The following is a 14,535-nucleotide window of genomic DNA, read 5'->3' on the forward strand; positions in this document are numbered from 1 at the left end:
AGCAATGCGCCGGGGACTTAGCCCGCTGCGCGTTCGCCTTCAGTGCGGCGCTGCTTGCCGGCGTCCTTCTGCTTCTTGTTCCAGCGCTGCTTGGGAGCGGGCGTGCCCTGCCCCGTCGGCTTTTCCCACCAACCGGGCGCGGTCGGCGCGGCGCCGCCATTGCGCGAGACATTGCTGCCGGTGCCGGCACCACCGCGCACCTGCTGTGCGTTGCCACCGGAGGCAGCGTGGCTGGCGCTGGGGGCGTGAGCATGCCCCTCGCCATTGGTACGCTTGCGGCCATCGACGATCGCCGCCTTCTTGGCGCCGGAGAAATGCCGGCCCGCATTGGCCTGCTTGCGCTGGCCATCCGGACGCGGGGCCTGCGGACGCGGGGCCTGGCGCTGGGCGCGAACCTTGGCCGCGTCGATAACTTCGCCGCCATTGCCCTTGAGCTCGCCGGTGGTCGGCAAAGTCTTGCGGATCAGCCGCTCGACATCGCGCAGTTTACCGCGCTCCGTGCCGTCGCAGAGCGTGATCGCAAAGCCCGAAGCGCCGTTACGCGCCGTGCGGCCGATGCGGTGCACGTAGTTCTCCGGGTCATCGGGCAACTCGTAGTTGATCACGTGCGAGATGTTCTGCACGTCGATGCCGCGGGCCGCGATGTCGGTGGCGACGAGAATGCGCACATTGCCGGTGGCAAAGCCCTTGAGGGCGGCCTGACGGGCATTGTTCGACTTGTTGCCGTGGATCGCCGCGGCCTGATGGCCGTCGATCTCGAGGTTCTTGGTGACGCGATCGGCACCGTGCTTGGTGCGCGAAAAGATGATGACGCGGCTGAGGCTCTCGTCCTTCAACAGGTCGTTGAGCACCATGCGCTTTTCCTTCGAGCCGGCGAGGATCACCCGCTGATCGATGGTGCCGACGGTCTGCGCCGCCGGGTTGGCTTCAACACGCACCGGGTCGTTCAGCAGGCCCTTGGCCAGCTCGGCGATTTCCGGGGCCATGGTGGCCGAGAACATCGCGGTCTGGCGACGCGGGCCGATGGCCCGTGCGATTTCCTTGACGGCGTTGATGAAGCCCATGTCGAGCATGCGGTCGGCTTCGTCCAGCACCAGCCAACGGGTCTCGCTGAGCTTGAGCTTGCGGTCGTCGACCAGGTCCTTGAGACGGCCCGGCGTCGCGATCACAACATCGACGCCGCGGGCGATCCTCTGGATCTGCCCGCCGCGCGAGGCGCCGCCGAGCACCAGCACGGTGGAGAGCTTCGAGCCCGCCAGCTTGTGCAGCACTTCGTCGATCTGCACCGCCAGTTCGCGGGTCGGCGCGAGAATCAGCGCGCGGGTCGTCATCGGGTTGGCACGGCCGCCCAGCTGGGCGAGGCCCGCAAGGATCGGCAGGCCGAACGCCGCAGTCTTGCCCGAGCCGGTCTGGGCGATGCCCATGATGTCACGGCGCTCGAGCTGCGGCGGAATGGCTTTCGCCTGGATCGGCGTCGGCGTAGTGAACCCGGCTGCCGTGAGCGCGCTGACGAGCTGCGCCGAAAGGCCGAGTTCTGCGAATGAATTGGTCAATGGTCAAACTTTCATTTGCGCGCTCCGGGCCAATCGGTGCGCGAGGGTCGCCGGAGACCCATTTCGGGCTCGGCGTGATCATAGATGCAATGGCGACGGGATTGCCGCACGGTTGCGCTGTCTCCCGGTGTTCCCACGTTCTAACGCGGGGGACATTTCCGGGGCACTTCGCCGCTCACCGTTTTGGCCAGTAAGAAGAGAAGTCCATCGCCATCATCGCGCCAAATCCCCTTCACGGGGACAACTGGGCGGGGCGAATGGTGCGCATATGGGGGATAAACCGCGGATTGGCAAGGGAAAACGGGAAATGAGCGCGCAGGGGAGCTATGCGGACTCTGCCTCTCGCACCATATCAAAGCGTAGTTCGGACAGCTGAGGAGTACGTCTCTCGTGATGAAAGCGCTGCGAGTGCTTGCTTTAGCGCTCTCCCTAACATCGATCGGAGGATTGGCCTTCGGGTCGGAATGGAATGTATGGACGGCCCAGCCGCTACCACGACCGTCCGTCAAAGGACTGCAGATGCCTACAGCGCCTCCGGTGGTCAGTCGCGACCTTCTTCCTAGTCTCGCTGAGCAAACTGGTCGTCTACGTTATGTTGGCCACATGTATGCGAAGGCAGAGTGGTGCGTCGCAACCAATGATCCAAACTTCGTGGAGGCTAACCTCAAAGAACTTGAGCGCCTCTGGAAAATGAACTCAGAGGGGCTCTCGGACGAAGTCATTTGGCCGATCTACTACGGCGTTATGCACTGGGCGCAAGGCGACAGCGTGCTGAGTGTAGCGAGTTGCCTAGATGCAAGAAGTTGGCTAGCCGAGGACTTTCCTGCCTTTCGACCAGCTACCGGGAGCGCAGTCGACTCAACCAACCCCTAACCTCGCAAGTGCCCGGCCGCGCTAAATCCCGCCGTACCAGTCATACCCATGATCCTCCCAGTACCCGCCCTGCCCCAGGCCGTACTGGCTGAACCCATCCACCAACTCGATCGTATGCACATATTTCGGCTGCTTGTAGCCCAGCGCCCGCTCGATCCGGATGCGCACCGGCGCGCCGTTGGCCACCGGCAGTATGCCGTTGTTGAGCCCATACGCCGCGATCGTCTGCGGATGGAACGCGTCGATCAGGTCAGAGCTCTCGTAGTAGGCCTCTGGCTTCGATAGCCCCCCGCCCATCTGGTCGTAGCAATGGTAGACGACGAACTTCGCCGTCGGCTTCACCTTAGCCTCGTCGAGCAGCCGGCTCAGCGGCACGCCGGTCCACTTGGCGATGCAGCTCCAGCCCTCGACGCAGTCGTGCCGGGTGATCTGCGTGCGCGACGGCATGTTCTGCAGTTCGGTCAGCGAGTACTCCTTCGGCGTCTCCACCAGCCCGGTGATCTTCAGCTTGTAGGCGGCAAAGCCGGTGGCCTCGAGGTTGCGGTACTCCTCGATGCCGGATCGCGGGTCGGTTGAGCCGTTCGGCCGCTGCCCCTGCCGGATCTCGCTTTCCGAGAACTCCTTGGCCAGCGCCTGGTCGCCCACCAGCGCGCGCTGCGCCCCATAGGTCAGGCTGTTGGCGCGCTCGAGGAAGTCGCGCACCGGATCGTTGCGCTGCCCGAGGAAATCGAACTGGTCGCACCCGGCGAGCACCAGCGAAGCGCCGGACGCCGCGCCGAGCCCGATCAGCCGGCGGCGATTGAGGATCAGGTCAGCCATTGGACTTGTTGCCCTTCTGCTTGTCGGGTTCGGTGCCCGGGCTGGTGCGGTAGTAGCCGGTGATCATCGAGCGCAACTCGTTGATCGGTCCCGCCAGCACCACCATGACGATGTGGACGACGAAGAACAGCACGAGCAAAACCATCACGATGAAGTGGATGGTCCGCGCCGTCTGCCGCCCGCCGAACAGCTCGACCAGCCAGGGCCAGCCGGCATTCATCGTCGGCGACATCGACAGTCCGGTGAGGATGATCAGCGGGAACAGCACGAGGAACACCCCGAAATAGGCGACCTTCTGCAGCGGCGTGTAGCTGCGCCCGTGGTGAAACTTGAACGTGACGTGCTGCCAGATATCCCCGGGCAACTCGCGAAAATCGCGCGGCTTCAGGATGATGTCGCGCCACAGATGTCCGTTGAAGAGGCTCGAGATCAGCCAGATGCCGATCGCCCCGAGGAACACCCAGACGAAGAAGAAGTGCACCACGCGCCCCGTCGCGAGATCGCGGAAAGACGGGATCGTCGCCCAGTCGGGAAAGCCGATGAAATCCGGCTGCGCCTCGGTACCACTCATCCCCAGCACGCCGGTGGTATCGAACTTCTGCCCGAACACGGTGGTGAAGCCGCGTGGTCCGGCATCGGTGTTCTCTGCGCCGATCTTCAGGATGGCGTTATCGAACTCGAAGCCCGACTGCTGCCCGATATAGAGCGCAGGATGGGCGTTCCATATCTGCAGCCCACTGAGCAGCAGGAAGAACATCGCGATCGCCCACACCCAGTGGGTAACGCGCGTCAGGATCGCCTGCCGATAGATCAGCGGGCCTTTGAGTTCCTGGGGCGCCTCGACCCCGTTTTCGGTGATGCTTGCCATCGTTCTCCCCTGGCATTCGGAGAGAAGAACGGCACCGTTTCCTGCGAAGTTTCAAGTCACGTATGCAGCACGCAGACGTGACGCCACTCCTTGTCCGGCTCAGCCCTCGTCGCGCGCCGCCCAGTTGATGCCGCGACGCAGGATCGTCGCCATCTGCGGGTTCTCGAACTCCTTGGCCTGGTGCCCCAGCGTCGAGTGGAACACCTTGCCGGCGCCGTACTGCCGCTTCCACACCACCGGCATCACCACGCCCTTGGTCCAGGCGGCGTGCTGGCCCGAGAAGGTCGTCGTTGCCAGCACTTCGACCGAGGGGTCCATGTGCATGTAGTACTGCTCGGACGTGTAGGGGAACGAGGCCGGGATGCCCTGCATGATCGGGTCATCGGGCTTGGTCACGTCCACCGTGTAGTCGATGATATTGCCCGGATGCGCCACCCACTGCCCGCCGACCACGAACTGGTAGTCGACCGCATCGCGGAACGCGTCGCTCATCCCGCCATGGTGCCCAGCAAGGCCGACGCCGCCCTCGATGGCTTTCACCAGGTTGCCGAGCGGCTCCTTCTCGATCTTGCTCATGGTGTAGATCGGGATGATCAGGCTCAGCTCATGGATCGCCGGATCGGCGAACACCGCGAGGTCGGTTTCCACCCGTACCGAGTAGCCGTCTTCGTGCAGCCAGCGCCGGTAGATTGCTGCGCATTCCTCTGGGTCATGCCCGTTCCACCCACCCCAGACGATCAAGGCACTACGCATAGTCGACTCCCCGCATAAAGCGGGCGGAGAGTAACCGAACCGGCCGTTCATGGAAGCCCAAAAGCGCCGCGCCACGCCCTTCCGCTATCCGATGATCTGTTGTTAACTCCCGGCTCCACTGGAGTTGCAGGTGGCACAAGGAAGGGGCGCCTGCGCTGTTACACCGGCGTTGCAAAGCGGTGGGAAAAGGGTCCGGGCCAATCGGACCGCCACGAAAGGACAGGGATATGAAGAAGCTATTGTTCGGCGCCGCGGCGCTGGCACTCACTGCCGGTTTTTCCGGTGCGGCCTTTGCCGATTTCTCCCTCACCATCCTCCACATCAACGATTTCCACTCCCGCTTCGAATCGATCACCGGGACGGACTCGACCTGCAACGCCGAGGGCGAGACCAAGGGCGAGTGCTTCGGCGGTATTGCCCGCCTGAAGACCGAGATCGACGCCAAGCGCGACGAGGCCAAGGCGGCCGGCGAGAACGTCGTGCTGTTCTCCGCCGGTGACGAGTTCCAGGGCTCGCTGTTCTATACCCAGTACAAGTCCGAGATCGTCGCCAACTTCATGAACGACATGGGCTTCGACGTGGTGGCCACCGGCAACCACGAGTTCGATGACGGCCCGGCCGAGTTCGCCAAGTTCATCGCCTCGGCCAAGTTCCCGATCATCGGCGGCAACTTCGACACCACCAAGGACCCAGACCTCAAGGGCCTGCCCAAGGGCGTGATCGTCCTCAACATCGGCGGCGAGAAGGTCGGCGTGATTGGCGCCACCACCGTTGACACGCCCGATATCTCCTCCCCCGGCACCAACGTCGCCTTCGAAAGCGTCACCGAATACGTCAAGGGCGCCGTCGGCGCACTGGAAGCCGCCGGGATCAACAAGATCGTGGTGGTCAGCCACATCGGCTACAAGGTCGACCAGGATCTGGCCGCGGCCGTCTCCGGCGTCGACGTGATCGTGGGCGGCCACAGCCACACTTTCCTCGGCACCGGCAAAGGCGAGGCGGGCCCCTACCCCACCCTCGTCAAGAACCCCGATGGCGTCGACGTTCCGATCGTCCAGGCCGGCCAGTACGGCAAGGCGCTGGGCGAACTCAAGGTTGCCTGGGACGATGCCGGCAAGGTTGTCTCCGCCACCGGCGCCCCGATTCTTCTCGATGCCTCGGTGAAGCCTGACCAGGGCTTCCTCGACCGCGTCGCCGAACTCGGCAAGCCCCTCGAAGCCCTGAAGGCCGAAGTCATCGGCACCGCCACTGCCCCAATCGAAGGCAACCGCGACGTCTGCCGCGTCTCCGAATGCTCAATGGGCAACCTTGTCGCCGACGCACAGCTCGATCGGGTCGCCGACCAGGGCATCACCATCTCGATTGCCAACTCGGGCGGCCTCCGCGCTTCCATCGACGCCGGCGAGATCACCATGGGCGAAGTGCTCACGGTGCTGCCGTTCTCGAACACGCTCGCGACCTTCCAGCTCACTGGCGCCGACCTCGTCGCCTCGCTGGAGAATGGTGCCAGCCAGATCGAGGAAGTCGCTGGCCGCTTCCCGCAGGTCGCCGGTCTCAAGTACACCTTCGACAAGTCCAAGCCCGCCGGCTCGCGTATCAGCGACGTGCTGGTCAAGGACGGCGACAACTGGGTGCCGATCGACCCCGCCAAGACCTACGGCATCGTGACCAATAACTACGTGCGCGGCGGTGGTGACGGCTACGAGCTGTTCGGCAAGAACGCCATCAACGCCTACGACTTCGGACCGCCGCTCGAGAAGGTTGTGGCCGACTACATCGCCAAGCTCGGCGGCGCCTACACGCCCTACACCGACGGCCGCATCACCGATGCCTCGCCGGCCCCGGCGCCCGAGCCCGCTCCGGCCGAGGCCCCTGCGGCCCCCGCTGCGACGGAAGCTCCGGCAGCGGCTCCTGCCGCTCCCGCCGAGGCGCCTGCGATGGAAGCTCCTGCAATGGAAGCCCCGGCGACCACGCCGGCGCCGGCAGCTCCCGCGGCGCAGTAAGCTCGCCACTGATTGTGAAAGGGCGCCTCTCGGGGCGCCCTTTTCATTTCACCTGGCGCTCGAACAGCACGACCTTGTCATCGGCGTAGATCGTCCGCGCGAACTCCTTGAAGCCGAGCCGTCCGGCCACCCGCATCGAAGCAAGGTTGTCGACATTGATCAGGCAGGTCATCCGCCGGCCCGGGAATGTTGCTTCGGCCCAGCCGATGGCCGCCTGCATCGCCTCGGTGGCATAACCCCAGCCCTGCGCCGACGGCATCAGCGCCCAGCCGGCTTCGAGTGTGCCCTCGAGCGGTGGCTCGATGATGCGGCGCGCCTCGTGAAAGCCGGCCTCACCCACGAGCTGCCCGGACTCCTTCTCGAACGTCGCGAAGAACCCGAAGCCCAGATGCTGCCACCCGCCGGCCCGCGTCAGGAAGCGTTGCCACGATTGCTCGCGCGTAAACGTCCGTCCGCCGATGAAATGCACCACGTCGGGATCCGCCCACATGGCGGCGAAGGCGTCGAAATCCGCCGGCGTATAGCCGCGCAGGATCAAGCGCTCGGTCTCGATGGTTGGGATGTCCATGGCGTTAGCGCGGCCGCGCCAGCTGGCGCCAGATCAGCAGTACGATGATCGAGCCGAGGATCGCGCCGAAGAAGCCCGCTGCTTCACCTGCCCGGTACCAGCCGATCGCCTGTCCCAGATACGTCGCGAGCAAGGCGCCGACGATGCCGAGCACCGTGGTCAGGATGAAGCCACGCGGCTTCGGGTCTCCCGGCGTAATCAGCTTGGCGATGACGCCGGTAATAAACCCGATAATGATGGCGCCCAGAATGCCCATAAGCCCCTCCGATTCCTCGGTTTCATAAATGGACCCGAGGCGGTTGGGTTGCAATGGCGACGCTGGAGCTTTCAGATCCAGCCGAGCTGCCGGAAGAAATCGAGCGAGCGTCAGTATAGTTCTCCGCCGCACGGACCGACACGGGCTTTGGAGCAGGCAAGAGAAAGCCCGGACACCACCTCCGTGGGACCCGGGCTTCTGCCTTCGCGACGATCGATAGGCCTGGTGGTCAGGCCTTGTTCTTGTTGTAGAGGTCGAAGAACACCGCAGCGAGCAGCACGATGCCCTTGATCATCTGCTGCCAGTCGATGTTGACGCCCAGGATCGACATGCCGTTGTTCATCACGCCCATGATGAAGGCGCCGATGACGGCTCCCGCCACCTGGCCAACGCCGCCCAGCGCCGACGCACCGCCGATGAACACGGCCGCGATCACGTCGAGTTCGAGCCCCTGCCCTGCCTTCGGCGTCGCCGAGTTGAGGCGCGCCGCATAGATCATGCCGGCGAGCGCCGCCAGCGCCCCCATGATGGCGAACACGTAGAAGGTCAGCCGCTCGGTCTTGATACCCGACAGGGCCGCCGCCTTGAGGTTGCCGCCAATCGCATAGATGCGACGACCGAAGGTCAGCCGCTTAGTGATGAAGACGAACAGCCCGATCAGGAGGGCCATCACCACCAGCACGTTCGGCAGGCCTTTGTAGGATGCGAGCATGTAGGTGAAGAACAGTACCAGCGCGGCGATCACCACGTTCTTGATCACGAACAGCGCGAACGGCTCCGACTCGTAGCCGCGTGCCTTGCGGCGGGCTCGCCCGCGCAGCGACAGCAGCACCATGGCGACGACGCCAATGATGCCCAGCACCAGGGTCGCGCCGTGCAGCGCCAGCGGCTGCACGCCTTCGCTGGCCGGGACCAGGGTGATCTTGCCGACGAAGTCCGGAATGAACCCTGCCGACAGCAACTGGAACTCGGCCGGGAACGGACCCACCGATTTGCCGGCCAGAATGGCGAGCGACAGGCCCTTGAAGATCAGCATGCCCGCGAGGGTCACGATGAAGCTTGGGATGCGGTAATAGGCGATCAGCCAGCCCTGTACTGCCCCGATGGCCGCGCCGATCACCATGCAGATGATGCCAGCGACGATCGGATTGGCGAGGAAAGCCAACTCCGGCGGGAACTTCCAGCCGATCATCAGCATCGCGGCGAGCGCGCCGATGAAGCCCGATACCGAGCCGACCGACAGGTCGATGTGGCCGGCGACGATCACCAGCAGCATGCCCAGCGCCATCACGATGATGTAGCTGTTCTGCAGCACGATGTTGGTGAGGTTCACCGGCTTGAACAGCGTGCCGTCCGTCGTCCACTGGAAGAACAGCATGATGAGGATGAGCACCAGCAGCAGGCCGTAATCACGGATATTGGCCTGCAGCGCCCCCCAGATCGTGAGTTCCTGGGTCTTGCCGGCCTCGGTCGGCGCTGCCGCCGCCTGCGATGCGGTTTCTGTGGTCATGATGCTGCTTTTCCTTCGGCGCGAACGATGGCGCGCATGATCTTTTCCTGGCTGGCTTCACTGGTCGGCATCTCGCCGACCATCCGCCCTTCGTTCATCACGTAGACGCGGTCCGTGATGCCTAGCAGTTCCGGCATCTCCGACGAGATGACGAGGATTGCCTTACCCTGCGCGGCCAGTTGATTGATGATGGTGTAGATTTCGTACTTGGCCCCGACGTCAATGCCGCGGGTCGGCTCGTCGAGGATCAGCACGTCCGGGTTGGCGAACAGCCACTTCGACAGCACGACCTTCTGCTGGTTGCCGCCGGAGAGGTTCCCCGTCACCTGGTAGACGCTGGAGGACCGGATGTTGGTCTTCTTGCGATAGTCGTTGGCCACGTCGAGCTCGGCCAGGTCATCAATGACGCCCCAGCGCGACACGCCGACCAGGTTGGCGATCGTCGTGTTGTGTTTGATGTGGTCGATCAGGTTGAGCCCGAAGGTCTTGCGGTCCTCGGTGGCGTAGGCGATGCCGTGCGCCACGGCCTTCTCGACCGTCGAGGTGTCGATCTTCTTGCCGTTGAGGAACACCTCGCCGGTGATCTTCTGGCCGTACGACTTGCCGAACAGGCTCATCGCGAACTCGGTGCGGCCCGAGCCCATCAGCCCGGCGATCCCGACGACCTCCCCCTTGCGGATGTTGAGGTCGATGTTCTTGATCACCTGCCGGTCGCGGTGCTGCGGATGATAGACCGACCAGTTCTTCACCTCGAGCACCACATCGCCAACGTGTGGCGCACGGGGGGGATAGCGGTCCTCAAGCGAGCGGCCGACCATCAGCGTGATGATGCGGTCCTCGGTGATCTGGTCTTTGTTCAGCGTCTCGATGCTGTGGCCGTCGCGGATCACCGTGATCCGGTCCGAGACCTTCGAGACCTCGTTGAGCTTGTGCGAGATGAGGATGCAGGAGATGCCCTGGTTCTTGAACTCGAGCAGCAGGTTGAGCAGCGCCTCGCTGTCCTTCTCGGAAAGGCTCGCCGTCGGCTCGTCGAGGATCAGGAGCTTCACCTCCTTCGACAAGGCCTTGGCGATCTCGACCAGCTGCTGCTTGCCGACGCCGATATTGGTGATCAGCGTGTCTGGATCCTCATTGAGGCCGACCTTGCGCAGCAGCTTGCGAGCGCCCTCGCGGGTTTCATCCCAGTCGATCACGCCCGCATGGGATTGCTCATTACCGAGATAGATGTTCTCCGCGATCGACAGAAGCGGCACCAGGGCCAGCTCCTGGTGAATGATCACGATGCGCTTGTGCTCGCTGTCGCGGATCGATTTGAACTGGCATTCGTGGCCTTCATAGATGATCTGGCCTTCGTAGCTGCCATGCGGATAGACGCCGGAGAGCACCTTCATCAGCGTCGACTTACCGGCGCCGTTTTCGCCCACGATGGCGTGGATCTCACCGGCCCTGACATCGAGATTGACGTTCTGGAGCGCCTTCACACCGGGGAAGGTCTTGGTGATGTTCCGCATCTCCAGGATGGTGTCGGTCATAGCGGTCCTTCAGCTGGGTCCGGTCGCTCGGGTGGCGCCGCAGACCCCTGGATATTTACTTCATGTGAGTAGAATGGCGAAAGGGCCTCGCGCTGCCGCGAGGCCCCTCCGGAATACCTGGATTACTTCAGGTCTTCGGCCTTGATGTAGCCCGAACCAACAACGAGAGCCTCGTAGTTGGTGACGTCCACGTCATGCGGAACCAGCAGGATCGACGGCACGACCTTGACGCCATTGTCATAGGTCTTGGTGTCGAGGCCTTCCGGGGTACCGCCGGTGAGGACGGTGTCGACGAGGCCGGCAGTGGTCTTGGCCAGTTCGCGGGTGTCCTTGAACACGGTCGAGTACTGCTCGCCGGCGATGATCGCCTTGACCGACGGGGTCTCGGCGTCCTGACCGGTGACGATCGGCCACGGCTGATCGGCAGAACCATAACCAACGCCGCGCAGCGACGAGATGATACCGCGGCTCAGCCCGTCATACGGGGCGAGAACGCCGTGCACCACGGTGCCGTCCGAGTAGTTGGCCGACAGGATGTTGTCCATGCGGGCCTGCGCCACGGCGCCGTCCCAACGGAGCGTACCGACCTTGTCCATGCCAGTCTGGCCGGACTTGATCACGATCGAGCCGTCGTCGATCAGCGGCTGCAGCACCGACATCGCGCCGTCATAGAAGAAGAAGGCGTTGTTGTCGTCCGGCGAACCGCCGAACAGCTCGACGTTCCACGGCTTCACGTCCGGGAAGCGCTCCTTGAGGCCCTTCACGAGGGAATTGGCCTGGAGGACGCCGACCTGGAAGTTGTCGAAGGTGGTGTAGTAGTCGACGTTGCCGCTGTCGCGGATCAGGCGGTCATAGGCGACGACCTTGATGCCGGCATCGGCAGCCTGCTGCAGCACGGCCGAGAGCGTCGTGCCGTCGATCGAAGCGATGACGAGGGCCTTCACGCCCTTGGTCACCATGTTCTCGATCTGGGCGAGCTGATTCGGGATGTCGTCCTCGGCATACTGCAGGTCGACGCTGTAGCCCTTCGCCTCGAGCGCGGCCTTCAGCTCGTTGCCGTCTGAAATCCAGCGCAGCGACGACTGGGTCGGCATCGCGATGCCGATGGCGCCCTTGTCCTGGGCAAACACCGAACCGGTGAGCGCGATCGCGCCAACCGTCACGGCGGTCATAAGAAGTTTCAAGGCTTTCACTGGTTTCCTCCCGGGTAAACCGTTGTGTTGGAGCCACTGCCGGACCAGCCAGCGTGGGGAGGATTTGGATGGAGGTCATTCATCGGGTCTTGAGCTACGCACGGCAACACCGTCTCGCCCGACCTGTCGAAGCCTCCCAAACGCCCTGCTGCCAAGGCGTTCGCACGTCCTCCAACGCGCGGCCGGAACCTAGAGTAATCAGATACCAGTGTAAAGATGTCCGGCGAGCGCCGCCGAACTGACATACTAGTTGCGCGCCGGACCTTGCTCCACACCTCCCGTTGACGCTACATCTTCGCCCCGAGGAGCACGGCGGCAGCGAAGAGAACATTCGCGTCGCTGATGAAAACATATCAGATAGGTCTAGGGGCATGGCAAGCAGTGACGGCAACGTCGGCCGAGAGGAACATGCATCGACGGCGGCGGAGAACGTCGCCAATGCCCTGGCCGATATCGTACTTCAGGATTTCGCCCCCGGCGCCAGCATTCCAAGCGAAGCAGACCTCGCCGTCCGCTTTGCGGTGAGCCGGCTGACGATCCGCGAAGCCGTCAAGATGCTGGTCGGCCGGGGACTGCTGGATATCGGCCGCGGCCGCCGCGCCGTGGTGCGCGAGCCGGACAGCTCGGTCTTTGCCGGGCTGTTGGTGTCGATCGTCCGCAACGACCCGAAGGGCCTGTTCGACCTCATCGAGCTTCGCATGGCCATGGAGACCCTTGCCGCCGGCCTCGCCGCCAAGCGCGTCAGCCGCGCCGGGGTCCAGGCCATCGAGGGCGCCATGCTGGGCATGCGCCTCGCCGCCGCCGACGCGGCCAACGGCGCAAATGCCGAGGGGGAAGCGCGATTCCACGAATGGGACCTGCAGTTCCACGAGGCCATCGCCACCGCCAGCGGCAACCGGGTCATCGCCTTCATCTTCGAGGCCATGGCGCAGCCACTGCGGGAGAGCTTCGTCATGAGCCGTCGTGGCCAGACCCTCCGCTACGCCGGCCGCGAGGAAACGCTGAACGCCCACCAGGGAATCCTCGACGCCATCCGCGCCGGCAACCAGCGCGGCGCCGTCGAAGCCATGCGGGGCCATCTCAAGAGCACGGAACTCGATATCCGCTCGCATCTCGCCAGCGGCAACGCCACGGCGCCCGCGCTTTAGGGCGCCGGCCGTCAGCCGTGGTTGATCATCACGTGCCGGACGGCCGTGTAGTCCTCCAGCGCGTAGACCGACATGTCTTTCCCGTAGCCCGACTGTTTCAGCCCGCCATGCGGCATCTCGTTGACCAGCATGAAGTGGGTGTTGATCCAGGTGCAGCCATACTGCAGCCGCGCCGCCGTCTGCATCGCCTTCGAGATATCCTTGGTCCACACCGATGAGGCGAGGCCGTAGTCGCTGTCGTTGGCCCAGGCGATGGCATCCTCAGGGTCGGTGAAGCGGGTGATCGACACTACCGGCCCGAACACTTCGCGCCGCACGATCTCGTCCTGCTGCAACGCCCCGGCAATCACTGTCGGCTCGTAGAAGAACCCCCGGTCGCCGGACACATGGCCGCCGGCGGTGATCTTGATATGCGGCAGCTCCGACGCCCGCTCGACAAAGCTCGCCACACGATCGCGCTGCCGTTTCGAAATTAGCGGTCCGATCTCGTTGAGCGTGTCGTCCGCCTGGTTGTACTTGATCGAGTTGACCGCCGAACTGAGGTCCGCCACCAGCTTGTCGTGGATCTTCGGTCCCGCGTAGATACGGCACGCCGCCGTGCAGTCCTGCCCGGCATTGTAGTAGCCGAAGGCCTTGAGCCCGCTCACCACCGCCTCGATGTCCGCGTCGTCATAGACGATCACCGGCGCCTTGCCGCCGAGCTCGAGATGCGTGCGCTTCACCGACTTGGCGGCCGCTTGCAGCACCTTCTTGCCGGTGGCGACGTCGCCGGTGATCGAGATCATGTTGATCTTGGGGTGGTTGATCAGCGCGTTGCCGACGCTCTCGCCGCGCCCGAGAATGACATTGACCACGCCTTCCGGCAGCACGTCGGCGAACACCTTCGCCAGCTTCAGCGCCGTCAGCGGCGTCTGCTCGGATGGCTTGTAGACCACCGTGTTGCCGCCTGCGATCGCCGGCGCCAGCTTCCACGCCATCATCATCAGCGGGTAGTTCCACGGCGCGATCGAGCCGACGATGCCGATCGGATCGCGCCGTACCATCGAGGTGTGGCCCGGCAGATACTCCCCGGCGATCGAGCCCTGCATGTTGCGCACCGCGCCGGCGAAGAACCGCCAGCAATCGACGATCGCCGGAATCTCGTCGTTCTTCACCGCATTGATCGGCTTGCCGCAGTTCAGCGCCTCGAGCGCCGCGAAGCCATCGGCATCGTCCTCGATCGCCTGCGCGATCCGCAGCAGGTAGTTCGAGCGCTGCCCGGGCGTCGTCCGTGACCAGGTCACAAACGCCTTCTCGGCAGCCAGCACCGCTGCGTTGATCTGGCTCTCTGAGGCTTCCGGGATACCCTTGATCAGTTCCCCGGTCCTGGGATTGAGCACCTGCTCCTCGGTTTCCGTCCCCGCCTCGAAGCGCGAGCCGATCAGCATCTCGGTATTCATTAGTCTCTCTCCCGAACGAA

The 14,535-nt window shown here is 64.0% G+C and carries 12 protein-coding genes; 2 read left to right on the top strand and 10 right to left on the bottom strand.

Features of this window, described 5'->3' with window-relative positions; genetic code table 11:
• Positions 1–17: 17 nt before the first annotated feature.
• The 4 genes from AC1DYL_RS01855 to AC1DYL_RS01870 all read right to left on the bottom strand — a co-directional run bounded on the left by AC1DYL_RS01855 (position 18) and on the right by AC1DYL_RS01870 (position 4,866).
• Entirely contained in the window at positions 18–1,553 is a 1,536-nt protein-coding gene (locus AC1DYL_RS01855; RefSeq protein ID WP_477171840.1) for a DEAD/DEAH box helicase, read from the bottom strand.
• A gap of 894 nt (positions 1,554–2,447) precedes the next feature.
• On the bottom strand, positions 2,448–3,245 hold the full coding sequence (locus AC1DYL_RS01860; RefSeq protein WP_477171841.1) for a molybdopterin-dependent oxidoreductase: 798 nt from the start codon (positions 3,243–3,245) through the stop codon (positions 2,448–2,450).
• On the bottom strand, positions 3,238–4,113 hold the full coding sequence (locus AC1DYL_RS01865; protein WP_477171842.1) for a cytochrome b/b6 domain-containing protein: 876 nt from the start codon (positions 4,111–4,113) through the stop codon (positions 3,238–3,240). Before AC1DYL_RS01865 ends, AC1DYL_RS01860 begins: the two co-directional genes overlap by 8 nt.
• A 99-nt stretch (positions 4,114–4,212) precedes the next feature.
• Positions 4,213–4,866: a ThuA domain-containing protein gene (locus AC1DYL_RS01870; RefSeq protein WP_477171843.1), complete on the bottom strand. Its 654-nt coding sequence runs from the start codon at positions 4,864–4,866 to the stop codon at positions 4,213–4,215.
• Positions 4,867–5,093: 227 nt separating this feature from the next.
• On the opposite strand from AC1DYL_RS01870, the gene AC1DYL_RS01875 reads away from it, so the two are divergent.
• Positions 5,094–6,869 (top strand): bifunctional metallophosphatase/5'-nucleotidase, encoded by a 1,776-nt coding sequence (locus tag AC1DYL_RS01875; RefSeq protein ID WP_477171844.1) that lies wholly within the window; start codon positions 5,094–5,096, stop codon positions 6,867–6,869.
• A 43-nt stretch (positions 6,870–6,912) separates the two neighbouring features.
• Here the strand turns inward: AC1DYL_RS01875 and AC1DYL_RS01880 are convergent, their stop codons facing one another.
• The 5 genes from AC1DYL_RS01880 to chvE all read right to left on the bottom strand — a co-directional run bounded on the left by AC1DYL_RS01880 (position 6,913) and on the right by chvE (position 11,907).
• Positions 6,913–7,437, bottom strand: coding sequence for a GNAT family N-acetyltransferase (locus AC1DYL_RS01880; RefSeq protein WP_477148705.1), 525 nt, complete (start codon positions 7,435–7,437; stop codon positions 6,913–6,915).
• 4 nt (positions 7,438–7,441) lie between these two features.
• Entirely contained in the window at positions 7,442–7,693 is a 252-nt protein-coding gene (locus tag AC1DYL_RS01885) for a GlsB/YeaQ/YmgE family stress response membrane protein (protein ID WP_477156526.1), read from the bottom strand.
• Positions 7,694–7,922: 229 nt separating this feature from the next.
• A complete protein-coding gene (gene mmsB, locus AC1DYL_RS01890) occupies positions 7,923–9,203 on the bottom strand; it encodes a multiple monosaccharide ABC transporter permease (RefSeq protein WP_477171845.1) in 1,281 nt (426 codons plus the stop codon).
• Positions 9,200–10,735, bottom strand: a complete 1,536-nt coding sequence (mmsA, locus tag AC1DYL_RS01895) for a multiple monosaccharide ABC transporter ATP-binding protein (protein WP_477156525.1) — start codon at positions 10,733–10,735, stop codon at positions 9,200–9,202. Before mmsA ends, mmsB begins: the two co-directional genes overlap by 4 nt.
• A gap of 122 nt (positions 10,736–10,857) precedes the next feature.
• A complete protein-coding gene (gene chvE, locus AC1DYL_RS01900) occupies positions 10,858–11,907 on the bottom strand; it encodes a multiple monosaccharide ABC transporter substrate-binding protein (RefSeq protein WP_477149055.1) in 1,050 nt (349 codons plus the stop codon).
• 392 nt (positions 11,908–12,299) lie between these two features.
• Here chvE and AC1DYL_RS01905 point away from each other — a divergent pair, with 392 nt between their 5' ends.
• Positions 12,300–13,076, top strand: a complete 777-nt coding sequence (locus AC1DYL_RS01905) for a FadR/GntR family transcriptional regulator (RefSeq protein ID WP_477171846.1) — start codon at positions 12,300–12,302, stop codon at positions 13,074–13,076.
• Positions 13,077–13,087: 11 nt separating this feature from the next.
• Here AC1DYL_RS01905 and AC1DYL_RS01910 read toward each other — a convergent pair whose 3' ends face one another.
• Positions 13,088–14,515, bottom strand: a complete 1,428-nt coding sequence (locus AC1DYL_RS01910; protein WP_477171847.1) for a gamma-aminobutyraldehyde dehydrogenase — start codon at positions 14,513–14,515, stop codon at positions 13,088–13,090.
• Between the last annotated feature and the right edge of the window lie 20 nt (positions 14,516–14,535).

It is taken from the genome of Devosia sp. P1_H9 (assembly GCF_056405135.1).